The following is a 22,850-nucleotide window of genomic DNA, read 5'->3' as shown; positions in this document are numbered from 1 at the left end:
GCTTTATTCATAAATTACGCCTGTATTATTAAAGTTTAGTTCTAAGATTTTCATAGAAGAAAATTCATTTTCTAATATATTTTTTAATTTACTAGCATCATCTTTATAGCAAAGATTAAAAAATGTAGAACCCGAACCACTTAAATTACTCATCAAAGCTCCATTTTTACGAGCAATTTCACGGATTTTAAAAAGCTCAGGAATTGCTTTCATTCTGCGATTTTCATGTAATTTATCATAGCTTGAGTATTTTAGCATTTCATAATTTTTACTCATAAATGCTGCTGTAGTTAGCGAGCTTCTGCTTATATTAAAGCTAGTATCTGCAAGGCTTAAATGCTTAGGCAATGCACTTCTACTAACATTCGTAGAAATTGGTTTATTTGGAATACAAACAACTGCTTTTACATCATCTAAAATATCGGTTTTAATGTATTTAACGACATTATCTTCAACCAAAGAACACACAAATCCACCCAAAGCAGCAGGACTAATATTATCAGGATGATTTTCATACACTAAAGCATTATTTAATATATTATCTTTATTTATGCTAAGTCCTGCTAGATAGTATGCACTCGTAATTGCTCCAATTATTACCGAGCTAGAACTTCCTAAACCACGACTTAAAGGAATATTGTTTATGAATGAAAAACTAAAAGTATCTTTTTTGCCTGTTAGTTTTTGATAAGTTTCATTAAAAATATTTATAAATAGATTGTGTTTTTTAAGATAAGGATTATCTTCTCCTTCGCCTTTTATAGAAACTTTAAAGATATTACTTCTTTTAATTAAAGTTTTATTATAAAAATCTAAAGCTAAACCTAAACAATCAAATCCAGCACCTAAATTAGCACTTGTTGCTGGTGTTTTTAAAATAATTTCATTTTTCATTTTTAATCCTAAATAGCAGGTAGAAAATAATTAGGCAAATTACTTTCACAAAAATCAAATTTATACTCTTGTGGTATAAAAAACTCATCTTTATAATTATCATTTTTGATTAATTTTATTTTGCCATTTTCTTGTGTAAAGAATAAATTATTATTAGCTTTAATTAGATTGTTTTTACTAAAAGTAAATCCACTAACAGCCTTTAAAGGAATGTTTTTAACAAGTGCAATTGTGCTTAAAAAAACATAAACTATTTTTAAAGCCATATATGAGCCAGGTCCATTAGCATAAGCTAATTCACTAAAACTATAAGTATTTAATAATTCTTGCATAAGAGTAGGCAAGGACTCGCTTGTTTTATTCTCTAATTTTATTTCTTTAATCAAAGAATTATTTTTATCATATATTCCGATAAGTCCTGCCATAGGCACAATTAAAAGTTTAATGTGAATGCCTTTAATAAATCTTTATTTGTGTCGCTATCTAATGTAACAATTTCATAAGCATTAGGATTATTTAATAATTCTAAAGTTAGCTTATGGTTTAAATCATGGCTACTTGCGTGAGCTTTATAGTTTGCAAAAGTTGCCTTACCTAGCATATATAAATCCCCAATAGCATCAAGTATTTTATGGCGAACAAATTCATTACTAAATCTTAAGCCTTCAGGATTTAATATACCATTATCATCTAAAACGATAGCGTTTTCTAAACTACCACCTAAAGCTAAACCGATTGATTTTAAATACTCTACATCTTTTAAAAATCCAAAAGTTCTAGCGCTTGCAATTTCGTTTATGAAATTTTGTTTATTTGCTATGTAGGTATAGTTTTGTTTTTGAATAGCTGGGTGTTTAAAATCTATGCTAAATTCATAACTTGGAGCAGTTGTTGGGCTAAGACTTGCGAATTTATCTTCAGCTTGAACTTTAACTTCTTTTTTGACTACTATAATTTGCTTTTTAGCATCAAGTTGCTTAATACCTGCACTATCTAACATAGCACAAAAACCTGCTGCAGAGCCATCTAATACAGGTGCTTCGTTTGCATCTATACTAATTAATAAATTATCAATACCATAAGAACTAACAGCACTCATTAAATGCTCAATCGTAGATATATAGCCATCGTTATCCCCTATAACGGTAGCCATTTTTGTATTTATTACATTTTTATAATTTGCTTCATAATATTTATTAATATCAGTTCTATGAAATACTACACCGCTATTTGCATCTAGTGGGCTAAAGGTAATTTTTATAGCACTACCTTTATGTAGTCCTATGCCTATATTTGTTACTTCTTTTGCTATTGTAGTTTGTAACATTTCTTTTCCTTATTTTTTGTTTATAATTTCTTTAGCTTTTTTGATAATGCCAAAAACATTATCATTTAGCCATTTTGAATCCATCCACTCTTCAGGTCTTACTTCAACACCTTGAACTAATACCCCAAAATGAAGATGATCACCTAATGCTAAACCACTTGTTCCTGTATTTGCAATTGTAGTTTTAGCATTTACTATATCGCCCAATTCTACATTTTTTTTAGTGCAATGTCCATAAAGAGTATAAAGTCCTAATCCATGATCTATTATTAGGTTTAATCCATATATGCCATTATCTTGAGCAAATACTATTTTACCATCATTACTTAATGTTATAGGAGCCATTTTTGTACTTGCTAAATCAAGCCCCATGTGATAGCTTTCGCTTATTTGATTTCCGTTGTATTTATAAAATCTATGATCTCCAAAATCTGCAACTTTCATTCCATTTTTAAGTGGTAAAAAGGCATTTAGTTTAAAATCATTTACTAATTCATTGCTTACTACTTTTGTAATTTTATGAATGATTTTTTCATTTTCACTTCTTAATTTTGCATTTACAAAATCAAATATTAAAGCTCTATCATTTAAAGAATTATCAGAATTAGCTTCATATAAATCTTTAATCTTGCCATCTATAAAATTATCTCCTACTTCAATATTTGAAACTCTATATTTTTTATTAGAATAATAATAAGGTATTCTTTCTTTAATAATATTATTAGCTTTATCTTTTGCTACAATTCTAGCTTCAAAATCGTTTCCATCTCTTAAATCCCAAGCTATTAAAGCGATATAATAATCATCTTTTACAAAAGGTGCTACTTGAAATATACGATTATTAACTTCAATATATAAATCAGTTAAATTATCATCTTGTGCGTAAAATACCACGCTAGCTGCACCGCCTTGAGTGATATTGTATGAGTTTGCTATTACACTTACTTGAGGTTTTTTGTTATCTACTATTACATTTATTGTTTGTTCGCTTGTATTTCCGCCAAACCAGTTCCATAAACTTTTATCATTTGCTTTTATATAAAGTGTATATCTATCAAGCTTTTCATTAAATTTTGGTTTTGGTAAGTCTATTTCTGCTGTAAAATCTTTTGCATTTATTGTTTTATTTATTAATATATTTTTAGTTTCATTATTGTCTTTTGAGTATTCAATTTTTATATTTTTAAGTCCGAGATTATCTTCTGCTTTTAAGATAATTTTATCTCTTCCATTCCAATACATAGTATCGTTATTATTGTTTTCTATACTTATAGTAGGTGCAACTCTTTCAAATGTGCTAGAAAATGCCACAAAAGCAGCTATAAAAACTATTAAAATTATAGAAAAAAATAAGGTTATTTTAGTTTTTCTATTTCTTCTCATCAATTCTCCTTATATTTTACTTATTTTTTCTTTGTATGAATTTAGAGCGTTTTGCTTTATCATGTTTTGTAGTTTTTGTTTATTTTCTTCAAAATATGTTTCAAAGTTTTCTTCACTTTGACTTGGTGCATCAAGCCAAATATTAGTATTTCCTATTATTAATTTATATCTTGAATTCTCATAATCAACTACTATAAATTTATTATCTTTATCAAGTTGTTTTTCGCACACAACTACTGCTTGATTTTCGTTAATATTTAAAAAATTTGCAACTTTTTGCTTAGAATTTGAATTAGGAATTTTAATTTTTTTAGAAAGTTGTTTTTTTACATATACAAGCATTAATAAAACAGCTACTAAAACTCCTATCATAGAATATAGTTTATTATCAATATTACTTTCTTCAGCGTATTGAATTTCACTATTTGCTAGATTTTGATTATTAGCCTTAGGTAATACTCTAATTCTTAATCCAAATCCATCATCTTTAGTAAGTGCTGGAATAATACTAAGCTTTTCTTTTGTTTTAAACTCAAGCACAGTGCTTTCGCCTACTGGATACATTAATAATTGTTCTACATAAGGCATATTTAAAACTTGCGAATTTCTTTCGGCTATTTTGATATTGTTTAGCACAACGCCTACATAATCACTACCACTTAATATCCTAATATCTCCATCTTTAGCTGAATATGGAGAATCAAAGCTAAGCATAACATCAATTCTATCATCTCTTTTATAGATATTGTAGTTTATTATATTGTTTGCAAAAACACTTAGGCTAATTAGTAGTAAAATTATTTTTTTCATCACAACTCTTTTTTAAAATATTGAATAACGGTTTTTGAGCTAAGTATTTCATTTATACGTATTGCTAAATTTCTTTCATATACCATTACTTCGCCCTTACCAAAAATCCTATTATTTACATAAAGTTCCACGCTTTCTCCAGCAGGTTTTTCTAAATCAATTACAGAGCCTATTCCAAGCTCTAAAAATTCTTTAACACTAAGCTGAGTAGTGCCTAATTCGCTTATAAAATCAACACTAACATCAAGCAATTCTTCATAAGTTGCATTAAGTGTTCTTGCTGGAGCTTCTTGTATTTCTTGCATTATTTTTTCTTCTCAATTATTCCAACGCAAAATGTGTTTTCTTCAAGTTTATAAAAAAACTCATGAGTAAAACCAAGTTTAAAATCTTTTACTTTTCCTAAATACTCAGGAACACTAATTGTATAATCATCATAAGCATCAGCTAAAAGTCTTTTAGCATATCCTATTATTTGGTTTGCTACTTCTTTACATAAATCGCAATAATCATCTTCACTCATCTTAGCATCATCGCCAAGCAGTCTTGAAGCAAGTGCTTGTAAGCTTTCTTTTTTAAATATTAAATAGCAAGATAGTTCCTTAACATTATCACCTAAACAAATACTAGCACCATAATATTCTGCATTATCAAGTGAATTTGTAGTTTCTAATTTACTTCTTAAAATATGTTTAAAAAAATGTTTAACTGAATAATCAATTGTATCTAGCATTAATCTTTCCTTAAATAAGTTTTAATTATTATAAAAAAGAAAAGTGTAAGCTAAGTTAATTAATATAACGATTTAGGAGTTTTTATGATAGAACAATACACCTTATTTACTTATATAATTTTTGTTTTAGATGGGCTTTTGGTAGGATTTACAGCAGGGCTTTTTGCAATAGGTGGAGGAACAGCAGTAGTGCCTATAATGACAACGCTCGTTGGGTATTCTCCTAAAATTGCCGTTGGAATTAGTGTTATGCAAATGGTATTTTCATCTTTTTATAATTCATATCTAAATTATAAAAAAGGAACATTGCAAATAAAATCAGCAATTTATCCTGCATTAGGAGGACTTATCGGTGGTCTTAGCGTTGGATTAATTATGAAAATTGTTAGCAATTTAGTAATTGCTTATATTATTTGTTTTCTAATCACTTGGGCTATTATTAAGCTTTATTTTTCTCCAGCAAATCCAACTGAACCTGAAAAAAACTCAAAATTATTGCAATTTTTTGTAGGTTTAATAATAGGTGCGATTGCTACAAGTGGAGGAATAGGTGGGGGAGCTTTACTTACTCCTGCTTTGGTTGCTATTTGTAATTTAAATATAAAAAAAGCAGCTTCTATGAGTGGGCTTTTTGTCGCTTTTGCAGGTGGTGCTGCTTTTATTTCTATGGCTATTACAAATCATGTTGATTATACAGCCGGTGCTATAATCGCAATTTCTAGTCTTCCTGGTGTTTGGGTAGGAAATTGGCTATTTCATAAAATTAGCAATAAAACACAAAAAAAACTTTTCATAGGATTTTTATTATTTGTATTAAGCTTATCAATAATAGAAGTTTTGAAACAACACGGAGTAATAAATGAATGATGAAATAAAAGTTATAAACGCAAGTGAAAATAACTTAAAAAATATTAATTTAACATTACCTAAAAATAAGCTAATAGTTTTTACAGGGCTTAGTGGTAGCGGTAAATCAACTTTAGCTTTTGATACGCTTTATGCAGAAGGGCAACGCCGTTATATAGAAAGCTTAAGCGCTTATGCAAGACAATTTTTAGATAAATTTAGAAAACCAAATGTAGAAAAAATAGAAGGCTTAACCCCTGCTATTGCAATTGATCAAAAATCAACTAGCAAAAACCCACGCTCAACAGTTGGAACAATTACTGAAATATATGATTATTTAAGACTTTTGTATTCAAAAATCGGAGTTCAACATTGCTATAAATGTGGTGAAAAAATTAATAAAATGGATACAGAAGATATAATCAATGAAATGTCAAAATTTAGCGAAAAAGCTATGATATTAGCTCCTTTAGTAAAGGAGAAAAAAGGCACATTCGCACCACTTCTTGAAAGTCTTAAAAATCAAGGATTTATAAATATTTTAATAAATGGCACGCTAACACGCTTAGATGAGCCAATAGATTTAGCAAAGACTAAAAAACATACAATTAAACTTGTAGTTGATAGATTAAGAATTAACGATGAAAATAAAAGCCGTTTAGCACAAGCTGTTGAAAAAGCTTTAAATTTAAGTTATGGCGAGTGCGAATTAGAATTATTAGAAAGCAATAAAAATATTCACTATTCACTTCACAATGCTTGTTTTAAATGCAAAATCTCATTTAATAAGCTTGAGCCTTTAAGCTTTTCTTTTAATAGTCCAAAAGGAGCTTGTTCTTTATGCGATGGCTTAGGCATTAGAATGAGTATTGACCAAGAAAAAATTATAAATTATGAAAGAAGTATAGAAGATGGTGCGGTTCGCACTATGATGGGCTTTAATAAAAGCTATTATTCAAAACTATTATTAGCATTTTGTGAAGCAGAAAAAATACCAACAAATAAACCTTATGAAGAATTAAGCGAATATCAAAAAAAGCTTATTTTATATGGAAGTGCAACCGAGTTTAGCTTTTTATGGAATAAACATAATATTAAAAAGAGTTTTGAGGGTGCTATAAAGCTTAGTTATGATATTTTAAAAGATGATAAAGATTTTAATGATTATATAGTAGAAAAAACCTGCCCATCTTGTAAAGGCTTTAGATTAAACGAGCAAAGCTTGGCAGTATTAGTAAATGGCAAAAGTATAGCCGATGTTATTAGCACTCCTATTGAAGATATTTGTGATTTTTTTAAAATAGAAAATTTTAGCAATTTAAATAAGCAAGATTATGAAATTTCTTATCCTATTATCAAAGAAATTAATGAAAGATTGTTTTTCTTAAATGATGTAGGCTTAGGATATTTAACCTTAGGAAGAGATGCAAGAACTATTAGTGGTGGAGAAGCGCAAAGAATTAGAATAGCTTCTCAAATAGGAAGTGGTCTTAGTGGGGTTTTATATGTATTAGATGAACCTAGTATTGGACTTCATGAAAGAGATACTACAAAACTAATAAATACTTTAAAAAGCTTGCAAGCTAAAGGAAATACCTTAATAGTAGTTGAGCATGATAGAAAGACAATTGAGAGCGCTGATGTAATAGTAGAAATTGGACCAAAGGCAGGTGTTGGTGGTGGAGAAATAGTATTTTGTGGCACTTATAAACAGCTTTTAAAGAGCAAATGTGAAACAGCTTTATATATAACTCGCAAAAAAGAAATTGATTTTTATAAAGCTCGTAAAAATGATGGATTTTTAGAACTTAGTGGAATCAATCAAAACAATATAAAAGATTTAAGCGTTAAATTTCCTTTAAGGAATTTAGTTTGCGTAACAGGAGTTAGTGGTAGTGGGAAAAGCTCATTGATGCTACATTCATTACTTCCTATTGCAAGGGCTAATTTAAATAAAGCAAAAATAACTATTAATGATATTACTTATAAAGGGCTTGATAAATTAGATAAGGTAATTTTTTTAGATCAAAGTCCTATCGGAAAAACTCCTAGAAGTAATCCTGCTACTTATACAGGTTTAATGGATGAGATTAGAAACCTTTTTGCTAGTGTTCCCGAAGCACAAATTCGTGGCTATAAAATAGGTAGATTTAGTTTCAATGTCGCAGGTGGTAGATGTGAAAAATGTAGTGGGGAAGGTGAGCTTAAAATCTCTATGCACTTTTTACCTGATGTAACAATTACTTGTGATGCCTGTGGTGGCAAAAGATACAATCATCAAACGCTAGAAATTAAATATAAAGATAAAAGTATTGCAGATGTTTTAGAAATGAGTGTGGCAGAGGCTTATGAGTTTTTTGCAAAATTGCCTAAAATTAGACAAAAATTACAAACTTTAATGGATGTTGGGCTTGATTATATTGCTTTAGGGCAAAACGCTACAACCTTAAGTGGCGGAGAAGCTCAAAGGATTAAAATATCTAAAGAATTAAGCAAAAGTGATACAGGAAATACGCTTTATTTATTAGATGAGCCAACTACGGGGCTTCATTTTGCAGATACTGCAAAGCTTGTAAAGGTTTTACAGCATTTAGTGGATTTAGGAAATAGTGTTTTTGTAATTGAGCATAATTTAGATTTAATCAAAAATGCTGATTATATTATAGATATGGGACCTGAAGGTGGTTTTAGGGGTGGTAAGATAATTGCTGAAGGAAATCCACTTGAATTAGCTAGAAAATACGCTGATACAAGCTATACAGCTAAGTTTTTAGCTCAAGAATTTAAAGAAATGAAAAAGGAGTTTTGATGATTGAAAGTATTAAAAAATTAGCACCTGAATTTATAGAAATTAGAAAGTGCATACACGAAAATCCTGAGCTTGGATTAAAAGAGTTTAAAACAGCAAAATTAGTTGCTAATAAATTAAAAGAGTTTGGCATTGAGGTGCATGAGAATATAGGTGTTACTGGAGTTGTTGGGGTTTTAAAAAAAGGAAATTCAAATAAAAGCATAGCCTTAAGAGCTGATATGGATGCACTTGTAATAAATGAAGCTAGTGGAGTAAGTTATGCTTCTAAAAATGAAGGCATAATGCATGCGTGTGGGCATGATGGGCATACTGCTAGCTTGTTGCTTGCTGCAAAATATTTAAGCGAAAGTGATTTTGATGGGACAATTAATTTTATTTTTCAGCCTGCAGAAGAAGGCAGGGGTGGTGCTAAAGCTATGCTTGAAGATGGCTTATTTAGAAAATTTCCAAGTGATTATGTATTTGGCTATCACAATATCCCAAGCAAAACTAATAAATTATTTTGCTTAAAGCGTGGAGCTATGATGGCAGGAGCTGATGCGCTTAGGGTAAATATTAGTGGAATTGGTGGGCATGGAAGTGCGCCTGAAAAGGCTAGTGATGTAATGGGTGCAATGGCTCATTTTATAACTCAAGCAAGTTTAATAACGGCTAGAAATATAGCTGCAAAAAACTCAGCTGTAATTACATTTGGAGCAGCTCTAAGTGGAAATGAAACGAGTTTTAATATATTGCAAGATAAGGCTTTATTATTAGCTAATATTAGAACTTTTAATAGTGAAGATAGAACAATCATCATAAATCAATTAGAAAATATAGCTAAATCTTGCGAGATTTTATTTAAAGTAAAAATTGAGCTTGAATTTATTCAAATAGGAGCTGCTACAATAAATGATGATGAGGCACAAAAATTAGCCTTTGGTGTAGCATGTGAATTGTTTGGAGAGCAAAATTGTGATGATAATCATGAGCCTTTAATGGGTAGTGAGGATTTTTCTTTTATGCTTGAAGAATGCAAAGGTGCTTATGCTTTCATACTAAATAAGAATGAATATTATTTACATGATCCAAGATATATTTATGATGATGATACTTTAGTAAATGCTGCAGCGTTTTACTCAGGACTTTGTCTAAAATATCTTAAATAAAATTGCTAATTCCTATTTCAAATTCCACCAAAGAATTTGAATTAGGAATTTAAACATTCCAAACAATTCAAATTCCTATTTCAAATTCTTCCAAACTTTATAAAATATTTTTTATACTTTAAGTAATCTTTAAGGTTAATAACATATAATACGAGCTTTTAATTTGCAATTTAGCAAATCGTTATTTTTAAATAGTTTTATTGTTAATTTTAAATATATCAATTATTTCAACGTCAATCTTTGATATCTAAACAAGTGATCAAGAGCCATTTAAAACTTTTAAATATTTATATTAAGTTTTAAATCATTCACTTCATTATTTTATTTATTTTTTAATTTTTTAAAATTAAAAAGTAATCATTTAAATTATGGAGAGTTTGATCCTGGCTCAGAGTGAACGCTGGCGGCGTGCCTAACACATGCAAGTCGAACGATGAAGTCTAGCTTGCTAGACGGATTAGTGGCGCACGGGTGAGTAATGTATAGCTAACTTGCCCCTTACAAGAGGACAACAGTTGGAAACGACTGCTAATACTCTATACTCCGCTCTAACATAAGTTAGGGCGGGAAAGTTTTTCGGTAAGGGATAGGGCTATATTGTATCAGCTAGTTGGTAAGGTAATGGCTTACCAAGGCTATGACGCATATCTGGTCTTAGAGGATGATCAGACACACTGGAACTGAGACACGGTCCAGACTCCTACGGGAGGCAGCAGTGGGGAATATTGCTCAATGGGGGAAACCCTGAAGCAGCAACGCCGCGTGGAGGATGACACTTTTCGGAGCGTAAACTCCTTTTTTACAAGAAGAATACTGACTGTATTGTAAGAATAAGCACCGGCTAACTCCGTGCCAGCAGCCGCGGTAATACGGAGGGTGCAAGCGTTACTCGGAATCACTGGGCGTAAAGGGCGCGTAGGCGGAGTAGTAAGTTGGATGTGAAATCTAATGGCTTAACCATTAAACTGCATTCAAAACTGCTATTCTAGAGTAAGGGAGAGGCAGATGGAATTAGTAGTGTAGGGGTAAAATCCGTAGATATTACTAAGAATGCCAATTGCGAAAGCGATCTGCTAGAACTTAACTGACGCTAAGGCGCGAAAGCGTGGGGAGCAAACAGGATTAGATACCCTGGTAGTCCACGCCCTAAACGATGTATGCTAGTTATTAGAATGCTAGTCATTTTAGTAATGCACCTAACGGATTAAGCATACCGCCTGGGGAGTACGGTCGCAAGATTAAAACTCAAAGGAATAGACGGGGACCCGCACAAGCGGTGGAGCATGTGGTTTAATTCGAAGATACGCGAAGAACCTTACCTGGGCTTGATATCCTAAGAACCTTTTAGAGATAAGAGGGTGCTAGCTTGCTAGAACTTAGAGACAGGTGCTGCACGGCTGTCGTCAGCTCGTGTCGTGAGATGTTGGGTTAAGTCCCGCAACGAGCGCAACCCACGTATTTAGTTGCTAACAGTTCGGCTGAGCACTCTAAATAGACTGCCTTCGCAAGGAGGAGGAAGGTGTGGACGACGTCAAGTCATCATGGCCCTTATGCCCAGGGCTACACACGTGCTACAATGGCATATACAATGAGAAGCAATACCGCGAGGTGGAGCAAATCTATAAAATATGTCTTAGTTCGGATTGTTCTCTGCAACTCGAGAGCATGAAGCCGGAATCGCTAGTAATCGTAAATCAGCTATGTTACGGTGAATACGTTCCCGGGTCTTGTACTCACCGCCCGTCACACCATGGGAGTTGATTGTGCTTTAAGTCGGAATACTAAACTAGTTACCGCCCACAGCAAAATCAGCGACTGGGGTGAAGTCGTAACAAGGTAACCGTAGGAGAACCTGCGGTTGGATCACCTCCTTTCTAGAGTACACACTCTTTAACTCACACTAAAGAGTAGATAATAATTAACTAGCTCTTGAGAGCTTGTTTGGATATCAAAGGTTGAAATGAAATAATATATAACAATAATTCTACTTCTTAAGGGCCTATAGCTCAGCTGGTTAGAGTGCACCCCTGATAAGGGTGAGGTCACAAGTTCAAGTCTTGTTAGGCCCACCATTTACTCCCTTATGTTTTTAATCTTTGTTTTTTATTGTTTAAGTTTTATTTTTTGCATTATTTTTATTTATTTAGTATTTTTAGTTTATTTTTTAACCTTCTAATTTACTCAAAAAGTATTTTTATGGTTAATTAGTTCTTTTATTAAGCTGTATTAGCTTAAAGCTTGATTAAGTATGTAAAAGGAATTAAATTAGGTAGATTAGTTAGGATTAATTTATGTGCTTTTATGTTTAAGTGGGTAAGGGTAGGTTTATTATCTTAGTGTTTTTAAATGTTGAATGTTTATGGAGTATTTGGGGTTAAGAGATAGTGGGTTTAGTTGGTGGAAAAAGAGATGGCAGTGAATATTATAAATATTTTTTATAGGCTAGTTTAGGATTTAAATAACTTATAGTTACACTATTATTTAAAAATCTTACTTCTCCAACTATTTCAAAACTAAGACAATCAAGATTTGGAAATACAAAAGCATTTAAAACTACTTTATATCCTTTTAGCTCATAAGCTTTTTTATATGTGATTTGTTTTATTATATCGTTTGCACTTGGAGTGTTTTTTTCTAAATCATAATATTTTGCATCATAAATCTCTAAGCCACTTGCATCACCTACTAAAATGTCAGGTTCTAATGTGTCTTTTATAATTTTCATATCTTTTATAATCCATTCAGGTTTTTGTGCAATTGAACTTTTTCGTCCTTTTAGATATATTCTACAAACATCTTCCCAAATATTATGAAAATATTTTGTCCCTAAATAATCAGTATTTAAAGTGCTAGTTTTTAAGCTTTTTAGATAGCCTATAAGTAGCTTTAGTGTATACCTTTTAGCTGTTACAAACTGCACTTTTAGTTCATTCTCTAGTTTTTGGATTAGATAATCAATTTCTTCAAAACTATCAAGACTTATGCCATCTACATTGCTTATGTTAATTTGTAAAACCTTCAAAATATCAGCATATTTAGTAAAAATGTCATCTAAAATAGCCTTGTGAAGTTCATTTATAAAGCTATCAAACTCTATTTTGGTGTGTGTATAATAGTCTAAGTAAAAAGGCGTATCATCAACTATAAAAGTTTCTAACTCATCAATGGTTTTTTCCCAACAAATCTCATTATCATCATTTAAACTAAAGCTGTCTTTAGTATTTGTATAAATGCCGTTTTCATAAAAATCTTTGATGATTAAAATAGCGATATTTAAAGGATTTACATCTTCAACATCTTCAACATTATTTGCCATTAGGTTATTTTTATGATACTTTTCAATAACGTTTAAAACTTCTAAAAAATCATCATGATTACTATCTATGTTCGCATTTTTTGTATATTTTGGATAGATAAAAAAATATTCATTATCTTTAGCCAAAAGCCCTACGAAATTAAATCTAGCAATATTATTTTTATAGCTTACAAACTCACTACAATACTTAGCTAAATCATCATCTAATTCATCTTTTAGCTCTATATACTTACGTATTTTCATCTTGATTTTGCTCTTGCTGGTTTAGGAATATATTTCTAATATCTTCTATTTGTGCAAAAGTTTTTTCTCCAAAAACCTTAGCTCTACAATGTCTTAAAACATCTTCGTATAAATACATTAATACTTTATTTTGTAAAGCTTTTAGATAATTATCTTCATTTTCTAAAGCTTTACTATTTAGAAAGTAAAATCCAAGCAATTTATCTTCATTTATACCTAAGCTTAATAATTTTTTATTTATATTTTTTCTTAGCTTATTCCATTCTAGTTTTAAGCCTTGTAATTGCTCTTCATCTTCTTTCGTTAAATCAAGCGGCATATATTCAAAATCCCACCTACGCTTAAACGCTGTATCAAGTGGCATTACACCTTGGTCAGCATTATTCATAGTAGCCCAAATATAAAAATTACTTGGTAAATATAATTTGTTATTTTTTAAATTCTTCACCGATTCTTTATCTAAATGCTCTTTTAACTCATCACTTATAGATATTTTATACTCGCTCTCTCCGTTTTCATCTCTATCAAGCAGTTGAAACATATCACCAAAAACTGCGGCTGTGTTAGCTCTGTTTATTTCTTCTATGATTAGCAAATAATTTTCATTTTCGTTTTTTAATGCTTTTACAAGATGTCTTATAAAAACTCCTGCAATGTATTATAAGTGATTTTTCCATTTTTGCTGTATGGTTTAAATGAACCTACAAAAGCCCCATAAGTAAGACTGGGGTGAAAAGTAACTCGTTTAATATTACTGTCAAATACTTCAGCTTTTTTATTTAACTTACTGCTTTTTCCTGTCCCAGGTGCTCCGTAGAATATGAGTTGATATGGATGATTATTAGATTTAAGTATTTTTCTATTATATTTTTCGTCTTCAGCACTATTTTTATTATTAGTATTTTTATATTTTGAATTATTGAAATTTATATCATAAAATTGATTAGATTTAATTGTGGATAAGTTAGAAAAATTTTTCCATTTATTTTCGCCTAGTTTAAAATACCAAATTAAAAAATGAGCATATAAATCTCTACAAGTTTTATATCCTGCAAAATCTCCATTATCTTTTTTTTAGGTTTGTTAGAAAATCTATATCAATACTATTTAATATAGATATTATGTCATTTACATTATTTTTATCAACATTAAAAATATCTTTACCATCTTTTTTTTTGTTTTTTGATTATACATTTTTAATAATCTTGGAATATAGTGCATTGTTACAGTAGAGTTTTTATATCCATTTTTTAAATTATTTGGTTGACTAGAACACCAATTTATAAATTCATCTTTTATATTCGCCATTTTCTCTCCGATATTTTATTTATTAAATATAGTTTATATTTATATAATAAATTAATATTTATAAGTAGTTTAATTTCCTATTTCAAATTCTTTTTATAATTTATTTATTATTTCTATCTCGCTTTGTTTAAAGTCTAGTTTTTGACTTTTATTATCGTTTAAATCCATTTCTATATACACAGTATCGCTTAAACTTGATAGTATCAAAACATCTTTTAAAACATAATTTCCATCAATTAATTTGCAAATATTTCTCTCACCTTTTAGTTCATCACAAAGCCTAATATCAAGCTTTTTATAATTTACAAAATAACTCATATAAAGACTATTTTTACTAATCACCATATCAGTTCTAAAGCCACCTATATTTGCTAATTTCACCACTTTTATATCAAGGCTAAAAAAATACCAAATAGAGCAAATTATCCAAATAATTTTGATAAGCAAACTAAATCTTTTGAAAAGATATGCAAACACACAAAGAACTATAAAAATACTCATCATAACATTTAAACAACTATTTAGAGTAGGTAGGGAAATATTATCGTAATTTGTTGTTTGATAGACTTGAACAAGGCTTAAAAATACTAATTCAATCACGATAATAACAGAAATTGCGATTATCAAAAATACTTTTTCATATAAAAAATTAATAATTTTTGAAGTTAAATCATTAGCTTTTTTTGTTTTTGTTTTACACGCAAGTAAAACTACAAATTCTATCATAATATAAGGAATTATTCCTATAAAAATAGAATATATAAAACATACATAACCAAAAGTAAGAAGTAAATTAAAATCAAATCTAGGCAAATACCCAACTTCAAATAAATAATATTTAGTATAAGCAATAACAGAAACTAAGGTAATCAAAACTAGCGAAAATCTCATAGTTTTTGTAAATAAATTAGCAATTTTTAAAAGCTTAGAATAGTTTATTAAAAACCTTTTCATCTGTAAAGAATAATTTTCCAAACTATTTCTAGTCTTTCTTATAAAACAAATTTTTATTTTTCTAATAAAAGATATTTTAACTCCTTTTTTATAATTTAGCAAAAAAGTCGTTTATTTTTTAGGAATTTGAATTAGGAATTTAAATATTTTTATATAATCAAAAAAACTTATAAGGACAAACTATGAACTCAAGCTTATTTTTAATGGGTAGGATAAAAGAACTTGCAAATGAAATGATTTTAAATGAGCTTAACAAAAGAGCCGAGTTTGATTTGTCATTTTCGCATGCTGATATTTTAAATATGCTTTTTGATGAAAATGAGTATTGTATGGTTCAAATTGCTCAACAAATCCATAGAAGCAAAGCCACTGTAAGTTCATTAATTGATAAATTAGAGCTAAATGGTTATGTTATAAAAAGACAAAGTGAAGAAGATAGTAGAATGTATTTAATTAAAGCTACCAAAAAAGCTTTGGATTTAAGAGTAATTTTTGAAGAAGTTTCTAATATAGTTTTTTCTAAATTATTAAAAGATTTTTCAAAAGCTGAAGCTTTATTAATAGAAGAATTATTAGAAAAAATGCTAAAAAATATAAAAGATTAACTTTTTAATATAAAATAGTTCGTTATCAAACTAAAAGGAGATAAAATGAACAAAAATTTTAGCATTGAGAGTTTAGGTGAGTTTTCAAGTATTAGCAGAGTTGATTTAAAAGATAAGCTTGAATTTACTTCTTGTGAGATAAGTATTAACACACTTTTGGCAAATACAAATGTGCCTTTTATACATTATCATAAAAGCAATGAAGAAATATATATTATATTAAATGGAAATGGGGAAATAAAGTTAGATAATGAACTAATTTCAATTAAAAAAGGCGATATAATTAGAGTTGCTCCTAGTGTTAGAAGGCAGATTTTTGCTAAAAGTGATTTAAATTATATCTGTATTCAAGCTAAGGAAAATTCTTTAACTCAATATACATTTACAGATGGTGTGATTGAATAAAATTAAAAGTTTTTATATATAGCTTTAAAATGTCTATATATTAAAATTTAGTATTTTTAAATACCTAAATATTACAAAGATTTAGCACGGAATAAATATTCCGTGTATTTTTAAGAATTTACTATTTCATTTAGTATGTGATTTTCGTATTCTTTTAGATATTTTTGCGTATCTTCACCCTTATGAACGTTATAACAAGCAAAGGTTTTAAGCGCACTCATTCCGGCTGATTGGTTTGCTTTATGAAGACTTACGCTTAGCCCATCAACTCCAACATCACTAAAAAATTGCCCTTCTTCAAAAAATGCAACCTTTGGAGCGTTAAAGGTCCAAGAAATCATATATTTTTTACCTTGGCTAAGCCCACCTGAGCCGTATTTTTTGCTAGGGTCACTTCTACTTCTGCCATCATTTTCCCAAAGTTTTCCTTTACCAGCTGTATAAACTTTGGCTAGATATTCCCAAAAAATCCAAGGTGCATTCATATAAAAGCAAGGAATTTGATAGATGATGATATCAGCTTTTAAAAACTTTTCTACCTCAGTTGCTTCATCATAGCCTTGATTTATAGTGGTTTGTTCTACATTAAAGCCGTTTTTGCTTAAAGTCTTAAAAGCAACTTCTTGCAAGCTAGCGTTTAGCTCGCCTTTTGAGAAAAGATAAGGCATAGAACCATTAATCAGTAAAACATTTTTCATAAAACCTCCTTAATTTATGGTAAAGTCATTATAATTAATGGGAGTTTTTTGTCAATACGAACAAAAAGGAGAGTGTATGCAAAATCATTTAGAAAATTGTTGGCTAAAACACGCCCTAAAGCAAATTTTTGGCAAATATAAAATTGAGATCATGTATAATCTTTTGCATAGCGAAGTCTTAAGATACAACGAGCTTAAAAGAGCTGTTGGAGATGTTTCTTTTAAAAGTCTTACAAGAGCTTTAAAAGAGCTTGAAAGTGATGGTCTAATAATTCGCATAGAATATCCAGTAATACCACCAAAAGTAGAATACAGGCTAAGCAAAAAGGGACAAACTTTAGTTCCTATTATGAAAATGCTTTGCAAATGGGGAAATGAAAATAAATAATTCCTATTTCAAATTCTAATGATTTTATGGTATTAAAATCTAAATTTAATAATTAGAAAAACAAGCTTAAAGCACAATAAATAAGCATTAAAGCTAGAATAATATTTGTAATTTTTGCATATTTTACGAATAAAACACTAAAAATACTGCCAAAGCCAGCCCAAAGAAATGTAAAAATACTTCCTATAAAAGCTAGTAAAAATGCAAAAAGTATTAACATAAAGAAATCATTTTGATAAAAAGGCATTATGAAAGTTTGCATTGACACTATGCAATAAATATAAATTTTTGGATTTATAAATTGTAATAATGCACCTTGAATAAAGCTATTTGTAGGCTTTACATTATCATTTAATGTGCTTTTTATAATCTTAAAGGCTAAATAAGTTAAATAAATAGCTCCGATTATTTGCATATAAAATTGAAGCATAGGAATATATACTGATAATAAATTGCAAAAAATAGTGCAAATTAACATTACAACGCTAAAGCCTACAAAAACTCCGAAATTAAAAGGCAAACTCTTTTTAAATCCGAAATTTTTCGCATTTATCATTGATAAGATATTGTTTGCCCCTGGTGTAATAGACATAATCACAGCATAAGATAAAAAACTAAACCAACTAAACATATTAATCCTTTGATATTAAAACTAATTTATATATTTTCCACTATTTCAAATTCTAAAAAAAATTAGAATTTGAAATAGGAATTTGCTTTAGCTAGTTTTTGCTAATTCTTTGATTTTTTCTATTGTTTCGTAATTTACGCCAAATCTTCTTGAATACTTACTGACACAAGAATCAACTAAAAATTCTAAAACAATCTCACGAGCAACTTCTTTAGAACATAAATTATCTTTAATTAGCCTTGTTATTTCTTCTAAAATTTCTGCTTTTATGTTTAATAAATCAATCTTTATAAACTCACCTTCAAATGCTTTTGGACTTTGGGTAAATTCTTCTTTGTTTTCTTTATTATAAACCCTTCTTGCTTTTGCCACTCTTTTCTCAATTACCGAATATCCTAAGGCATTTTTACCATTGCTAGGCTCTTTTATAAGCTCAGGAGTAATTAAGAAAAAGTCATCTAAAAACGCTCCTGTTCCATTATCATCAACCCTAAGGCTTAAATCAAAACCATATAATTTTTCTTCTTTTTCTTGATTTAAAAACTCTTTTTCAAGCTTTTTATAAACATCATCGTTAAAGCATAAAATATCAAATTCTCCAACTTCATCAACAACTTTAATCTTAGCAAATGCTTTATTTTTCTTGCTGATTTTAAATTCTGCATCAATTACAACACCCAAGCTAAAGGCGTTATAATCTCCATACTCGCTTTGAGCGAATTCGCTATGCTTTAAATAGTCTATTTTTTCAACTAAATGAGAAAATCTTTTTATATCGCCTTTGATTTTTTTGCCACCTTTTTTGACAAAAACTTCAAAACCTAAGGCGTTTTTATCAAACTCATTTACGCCTATATCTTGAGCATCAACTTCAACTAAACTATTTAAAAATAAAGTATTTTTGCCATTTTCACGCTTATTGTTTAGTAAAAATCCATAAAGAGATTTTTTGGTTTTTGTATCCGAAGAAGCAAGATTCATAGCTTTATATTTTGACGCTAAAATTTCTATTAAATCAGGGTTAAAGCATAAAATATTAAAGTTTGAATAATAATCAAGCGCTTTAATATTTGCATAACTTTTACCACTTTTACTTTGTTTAAAATCTACTTCTTCAATAATACCTAAGCAAAATGCTTGATAATCACCATCATCTAAGTTTTCAAAATCAGAGCTTTTATAATGATCTATTGATTTGATTTCTTTTTTAAACTCATCTAGCGGGTGAGTTCCTAAATAAATGCCTAAATATTCTTTATCAAATTCTGCAAGTTCTGCAACGCTAAATTCTTCTTGATTTGTAATATCAATACTACTATGATATTCGGTTTCAAACTGAGAAAACAAGCTTTCTTGTAATCTTTTATCATGCTCTTTTTTTGCTTTAAATTCATTAATAATATAATCAATTGCAGCTAAAGAGCTTTTTCTATTAATTCCTATACATTCAAAGCAACCCGTTTTAGCTAAAGCTTCTATGCCTTTTTTATTCATATAAGCAGCATCAGCTCTTGCAATAAAGTCTTTTATATCAGTAAATGGCTTATCTCCTCTAGCTTTAGTAAGACCTTCAGCGCTTGGAATTCCAAAGCTTTTAATTGAGCCTAGTCCATAAACAATAGCAGCCTTTCCATCTTTATCAATAACGTTAAATTCTCTTGTGCCATCATTGATATTTGGTGGTAAAAGCTCTATTCCTAATCTATCAAGCTCATCTTTGTATTTTTCAATTTTTTCAACCTTACCTTCTTCGCTAGTTAGTAATGCTGCCATAAATTCCGTTTCATAATATTTTTTAAGATAAGCAGTCTGAAACGCAACTAGAGCATAAGCAGCCGAGTGAGATTTATTAAAGCCGTATTCAGCAAACTTTAAGATAAGCTCCCATAAATCATCAGCCTTTTTCTCATCAAAGCCTTGCTTTATAGCTCCATCTAAATACTCGCCTTTTAGCTTAATCATTTCTTCAAGCTTTTTCTTACCCATTGCACGGCGAACCAAATCAGCTCCACCTAGGCTAAATCCACCGATAGTTTGAACGACTTGCATAACTTGCTCTTGATATACAATAACCCCATAAGTTGGCTCTAAAATAGGCTTTAATTCAGGGAAAGCATATACAGCAGGTTTTCTTCCATGCTTAATGTCAATAAAATCATCAACCATTCCACTATCAAGTGGTCCTGGGCGATAAAGTGCAAGAACAGCGATTAAATCTTCAAAGCAAGTTGGCTTAAGCCTAGCATTTAAATCCTGCATTCCCGAGCTTTCTATTTGAAAAATCCCAAGAGTGTTACCAGTTTGAATTAAATCATAAACGCCTTTATCATTTACATCAATTTTGTTCCAGTCTATGTCTATATTATGGCGTTTTTTAATAAGTTTTATAGCATTATCAATAACGGTTAAAGTTTTAAGCCCCAAGAAGTCAAACTTAATCAAATCAACATCTTCAAGATAATCTTTCATATATTGAGTTACTAACGCATCTGATTTTGGCTGTTTAAATAATGGAGTTTTTTTCCATAATTCTTCGTTTGAAATAACAACACCAGCAGCATGCATTCCTGCGTTTCTATTAAGTCCTTCAAGAGCTAATGAATATTCCCAAACCCTTGTTCCGATTTTGCTTTTGCCCCTTACATCATCAGGATGACAAACTATATTTTTATATTCAGCGCGATTGTCTAAATCTTCAATGAAAGCTTTTATATCAGGGTTTTTTTCGTAAGCATCTTTTAAAGTGATTTTTAATTCTTCAGGCACTAATTTTGCTAAAGTATCAGCATCTTTTATGCGTAAATCACAAACCCTTGCAACATCACGAATAACACCTTTTGCAAGTAATTTACCAAAAGTAATTACTTGGGCTACGTTATAACGACCATATTTTTGTACAACATAATCAATCACTTCTTCACGCCTATTTTGACAAAAATCCACATCAATATCAGGCATAGAAACACGCTCAGGATTTAAAAAACGCTCAAAAAGTAAGTTATAAGGAAGTGGGTCTAAATCAGTTATTTCTAGACAAAATGACACCAAAGAACCTGCAGCAGAACCCCTACCAGGTCCAACAGGAATATCCATATCTTTAGCAGCCTTAATAAAATCATGAACGATTAGCATATAACCACTAAAACGCATATTTTTAATAATATTTATCTCAGTTCTTAAACGCTCTTTATATGTTTCGTGCTTGCTCTCATCAATATAAACCAAACGCTTAGCAAGTCCATCCCAGCAAAGCTTTTCAAACAATACATCATCATTATCAAAACTAAAAATATCTTTACTAGGAAGCTCTAAGCCGATTTTTTCGGCATATTCAAGGGCGAATTTAAAGTTTGGCGGAGTAGGGTTTCCTAGGTTTAATTCTAAATTACATTTATCAACTATTTCTTGAGTATTTTGCACAACTTCAGGCACATCAAGGAATAATTCATACATTTCTTCAGGACTTTTTACATAAATTTCACTCATTGTATGTCTTAAGCCTGTGTTTTTCTTAGCATCTTCACTTTCAGGATCAACCCCAACGATATCTCCTGTGCTAATTGCCATGAAAATATTTTGAGCTTGAGCTCTATCTTTGTATGTATAGTGCGAATCGTTTGTAGCAATTACTTTTATACCTAATTCTCTTCCTAATTTAAGTATATTTGTGTCTATATTATATTGAGAATTAATCCCCATTCTCATAATTTCAAGATAAAAATCATCTCCAAAAACTTCTTTATACCAAAGTGCAGCAGCTTTAGCTCCTTCGTAGCCTTTAGCTCCCATATCGGCGTTTGTTTTTCCATTACGGCGAACTTCTTTATCATTTAAGTGCCAATTAATCTCACCGGCAAGACATGCAGAACTACAAATAATGCCTTCACTATGCTCTTTTAATAATTTTTTATTAATTCTTGGGCGATAATAAAAACCATCTATATGAGCTCTTGAAGTAAGATACATAAGGTTTTCATAGCCTTTTTGATTTTTGGCAAATAAGCATATATGCCAGCGATGATTTGTTGAAGTGCTGCTTATATCATCTTCTTCGTGTAAGTAACCTTCAAAGCCAATAATAGGCTTAATGCCGTGCTTTTTCATACTTTTATAAAAGTGAATAGCCCCAAACATTACTCCATGATCGGTGATTGCACAAGCTTTGAAATTTAGCTCTTTTAGTCTTTTTGCTAATTCATCAATTTTGTTTGCACCATCTAAAAGCGAATATTCCGTATGTAAATGTAAATGTGTAAAATCCATATATTATCCTTTAGGGCTATTTTAGTCGTTTTATCTAAAGACTTCTTAAACGCAAATTCCTAGTTTCAAATTCTTTGAAATTTTTG

General features: G+C 29.9%; 18 protein-coding genes, 1 tRNA gene, 1 rRNA gene and 1 pseudogene. 8 read left to right on the top strand and 13 right to left on the bottom strand.

Annotated features, from left to right (window positions below; all coding sequences use genetic code 11):
- Positions 1–3 precede the first annotated feature (3 nt).
- Genes thrB through AVANS_RS06835 form a run of 7 tightly spaced genes read right to left on the bottom strand, consistent with a single transcriptional unit; the run spans position 4 to position 5,147 of the window.
- Complete coding sequence (thrB, locus tag AVANS_RS06865) at positions 4–882, bottom strand: homoserine kinase (protein WP_239818540.1); 879 nt, start codon at positions 880–882, stop codon at positions 4–6.
- Between the two features lie 20 nt (positions 883–902).
- Positions 903–1,319 (bottom strand): tRNA threonylcarbamoyladenosine biosynthesis protein TsaB, encoded by a 417-nt coding sequence (locus AVANS_RS06860; protein ID WP_239817150.1) that lies wholly within the window; start codon positions 1,317–1,319, stop codon positions 903–905.
- Positions 1,320–1,327: 8 nt separating this feature from the next.
- A complete protein-coding gene (gene lpxC, locus AVANS_RS06855) occupies positions 1,328–2,221 on the bottom strand; it encodes a UDP-3-O-acyl-N-acetylglucosamine deacetylase (protein WP_239817149.1) in 894 nt (297 codons plus the stop codon).
- Positions 2,222–2,230: 9 nt separating this feature from the next.
- Positions 2,231–3,607 (bottom strand): M23 family metallopeptidase, encoded by a 1,377-nt coding sequence (locus AVANS_RS06850; protein ID WP_239817148.1) that lies wholly within the window; start codon positions 3,605–3,607, stop codon positions 2,231–2,233.
- A 6-nt stretch (positions 3,608–3,613) separates the two neighbouring features.
- The gene (locus AVANS_RS06845) at positions 3,614–4,414 is read right to left on the bottom strand and encodes a hypothetical protein (protein ID WP_239817147.1); all 801 of its coding nucleotides are present in this window, start codon (positions 4,412–4,414) and stop codon (positions 3,614–3,616) included.
- Positions 4,414–4,719 carry a flagellar motor switch protein FliN gene (fliN, locus tag AVANS_RS06840; protein ID WP_239817146.1) on the bottom strand — a complete coding sequence of 102 codons (306 nt, stop codon included), beginning with the start codon at positions 4,717–4,719 and terminating at the stop codon, positions 4,414–4,416. Before fliN ends, AVANS_RS06845 begins: the two co-directional genes overlap by 1 nt.
- Positions 4,719–5,147, bottom strand: coding sequence for a chemotaxis protein CheX (locus tag AVANS_RS06835; protein WP_239817145.1), 429 nt, complete (start codon positions 5,145–5,147; stop codon positions 4,719–4,721). Before AVANS_RS06835 ends, fliN begins: the two co-directional genes overlap by 1 nt.
- Before the next feature lie 84 nt (positions 5,148–5,231).
- On the opposite strand from AVANS_RS06835, the gene AVANS_RS06830 reads away from it, so the two are divergent.
- From AVANS_RS06830 to AVANS_RS06810, 5 genes are all read left to right on the top strand, one after another.
- Positions 5,232–6,014, top strand: a complete 783-nt coding sequence (locus AVANS_RS06830) for a sulfite exporter TauE/SafE family protein (RefSeq protein ID WP_239817144.1) — start codon at positions 5,232–5,234, stop codon at positions 6,012–6,014.
- Positions 6,007–8,802 (top strand): excinuclease ABC subunit UvrA, encoded by a 2,796-nt coding sequence (gene uvrA / locus AVANS_RS06825; RefSeq protein ID WP_239817143.1) that lies wholly within the window; start codon positions 6,007–6,009, stop codon positions 8,800–8,802. Before AVANS_RS06830 ends, uvrA begins: the two co-directional genes overlap by 8 nt.
- The gene (locus AVANS_RS06820) at positions 8,802–9,953 is read left to right on the top strand and encodes an amidohydrolase (protein WP_239817142.1); all 1,152 of its coding nucleotides are present in this window, start codon (positions 8,802–8,804) and stop codon (positions 9,951–9,953) included. The genes uvrA and AVANS_RS06820 overlap by 1 nt, the downstream gene beginning before the upstream one ends.
- A gap of 365 nt (positions 9,954–10,318) precedes the next feature.
- Positions 10,319–11,827: ribosomal RNA gene (locus tag AVANS_RS06815) — 16S ribosomal RNA — on the top strand.
- A gap of 121 nt (positions 11,828–11,948) precedes the next feature.
- Positions 11,949–12,025 (top strand) — tRNA-Ile (locus tag AVANS_RS06810).
- A gap of 350 nt (positions 12,026–12,375) precedes the next feature.
- Here the strand turns inward: AVANS_RS06810 and AVANS_RS06805 are convergent.
- From AVANS_RS06805 to AVANS_RS06795, 3 genes are all read right to left on the bottom strand, one after another.
- A complete protein-coding gene (locus AVANS_RS06805; protein WP_239817141.1) occupies positions 12,376–13,512 on the bottom strand; it encodes an LlaJI family restriction endonuclease in 1,137 nt (378 codons plus the stop codon).
- Entirely contained in the window at positions 13,499–14,152 is a 654-nt protein-coding gene (locus tag AVANS_RS06800) for an AAA family ATPase (RefSeq protein WP_275583463.1), read from the bottom strand. The genes AVANS_RS06805 and AVANS_RS06800 overlap by 14 nt, the downstream gene beginning before the upstream one ends.
- Positions 14,153–14,913: 761 nt before the next feature.
- Positions 14,914–15,795, bottom strand: a complete 882-nt coding sequence (locus AVANS_RS06795; protein WP_239817139.1) for a hypothetical protein — start codon at positions 15,793–15,795, stop codon at positions 14,914–14,916.
- Positions 15,796–15,956: 161 nt separating this feature from the next.
- On the opposite strand from AVANS_RS06795, the gene AVANS_RS06790 reads away from it, so the two are divergent.
- Together AVANS_RS06790 and AVANS_RS06785 are read left to right on the top strand one after the other, a co-directional pair.
- Positions 15,957–16,379: a MarR family transcriptional regulator gene (locus tag AVANS_RS06790; RefSeq protein WP_239817138.1), complete on the top strand. Its 423-nt coding sequence runs from the start codon at positions 15,957–15,959 to the stop codon at positions 16,377–16,379.
- Positions 16,380–16,424: 45 nt separating this feature from the next.
- Positions 16,425–16,784 (top strand): cupin domain-containing protein, encoded by a 360-nt coding sequence (locus AVANS_RS06785; RefSeq protein WP_239817137.1) that lies wholly within the window; start codon positions 16,425–16,427, stop codon positions 16,782–16,784.
- A gap of 110 nt (positions 16,785–16,894) precedes the next feature.
- On the opposite strand, the gene AVANS_RS06780 is transcribed toward AVANS_RS06785, so the two are convergent.
- Positions 16,895–17,482: an NAD(P)H-dependent oxidoreductase gene (locus AVANS_RS06780; protein WP_239817136.1), complete on the bottom strand. Its 588-nt coding sequence runs from the start codon at positions 17,480–17,482 to the stop codon at positions 16,895–16,897.
- Between the two features lie 76 nt (positions 17,483–17,558).
- On the opposite strand from AVANS_RS06780, the gene AVANS_RS06775 reads away from it, so the two are divergent.
- Positions 17,559–17,870, top strand: a complete 312-nt coding sequence (locus AVANS_RS06775) for a helix-turn-helix domain-containing protein (RefSeq protein ID WP_239817135.1) — start codon at positions 17,559–17,561, stop codon at positions 17,868–17,870.
- 52 nt (positions 17,871–17,922) lie between these two features.
- Here AVANS_RS06775 and AVANS_RS06770 read toward each other — a convergent pair whose 3' ends face one another.
- Complete coding sequence (locus AVANS_RS06770; protein WP_239817134.1) at positions 17,923–18,501, bottom strand: LysE family transporter; 579 nt, start codon at positions 18,499–18,501, stop codon at positions 17,923–17,925.
- Between the two features lie 876 nt (positions 18,502–19,377).
- Positions 19,378–22,764: pseudogene (gene dnaE, locus AVANS_RS06765) on the bottom strand (DNA polymerase III subunit alpha); the annotation flags it as partial.
- Between the last annotated feature and the right edge of the window lie 86 nt (positions 22,765–22,850).

This window comes from Campylobacter sp. RM5004, assembly GCF_022369455.1.
In the GTDB taxonomy this organism is placed as follows: Bacteria; Campylobacterota; Campylobacteria; order Campylobacterales; family Campylobacteraceae; genus Campylobacter_E.
Note: the sequence above shows the minus strand (reverse complement) of the source record. Positions and strands in the feature narration are given on the sequence as shown.

Bases quoted from the DNA above. Each gene is read 5' to 3' on its own strand.
- AVANS_RS06860 (WP_239817150.1), bottom strand. From the start codon at position 1,319: ATGGCAGGACTTATCGGAATATATGATAAAAATAATTCTTTGATTAAA.
- lpxC (WP_239817149.1), bottom strand. From the start codon at position 2,221: ATGTTACAAACTACAATAGCAAAAGAAGTAACAAATATAGGCATAGGA.
- AVANS_RS06845 (WP_239817147.1), bottom strand. From the start codon at position 4,414: ATGAAAAAAATAATTTTACTACTAATTAGCCTAAGTGTTTTTGCAAAC.
- fliN (WP_239817146.1), bottom strand. From the start codon at position 4,719: ATGCAAGAAATACAAGAAGCTCCAGCAAGAACACTTAATGCAACTTAT.
- AVANS_RS06835 (WP_239817145.1), bottom strand. From the start codon at position 5,147: ATGCTAGATACAATTGATTATTCAGTTAAACATTTTTTTAAACATATT.
- AVANS_RS06830 (WP_239817144.1), top strand. From the start codon at position 5,232: ATGATAGAACAATACACCTTATTTACTTATATAATTTTTGTTTTAGAT.
- uvrA (WP_239817143.1), top strand. From the start codon at position 6,007: ATGAATGATGAAATAAAAGTTATAAACGCAAGTGAAAATAACTTAAAA.
- AVANS_RS06820 (WP_239817142.1), top strand. From the start codon at position 8,802: ATGATTGAAAGTATTAAAAAATTAGCACCTGAATTTATAGAAATTAGA.
- AVANS_RS06805 (WP_239817141.1), bottom strand. From the start codon at position 13,512: ATGAAAATACGTAAGTATATAGAGCTAAAAGATGAATTAGATGATGAT.
- AVANS_RS06790 (WP_239817138.1), top strand. From the start codon at position 15,957: ATGAACTCAAGCTTATTTTTAATGGGTAGGATAAAAGAACTTGCAAAT.
- AVANS_RS06785 (WP_239817137.1), top strand. From the start codon at position 16,425: ATGAACAAAAATTTTAGCATTGAGAGTTTAGGTGAGTTTTCAAGTATT.
- AVANS_RS06780 (WP_239817136.1), bottom strand. From the start codon at position 17,482: ATGAAAAATGTTTTACTGATTAATGGTTCTATGCCTTATCTTTTCTCA.
- AVANS_RS06775 (WP_239817135.1), top strand. From the start codon at position 17,559: ATGCAAAATCATTTAGAAAATTGTTGGCTAAAACACGCCCTAAAGCAA.
- AVANS_RS06770 (WP_239817134.1), bottom strand. From the start codon at position 18,501: ATGTTTAGTTGGTTTAGTTTTTTATCTTATGCTGTGATTATGTCTATT.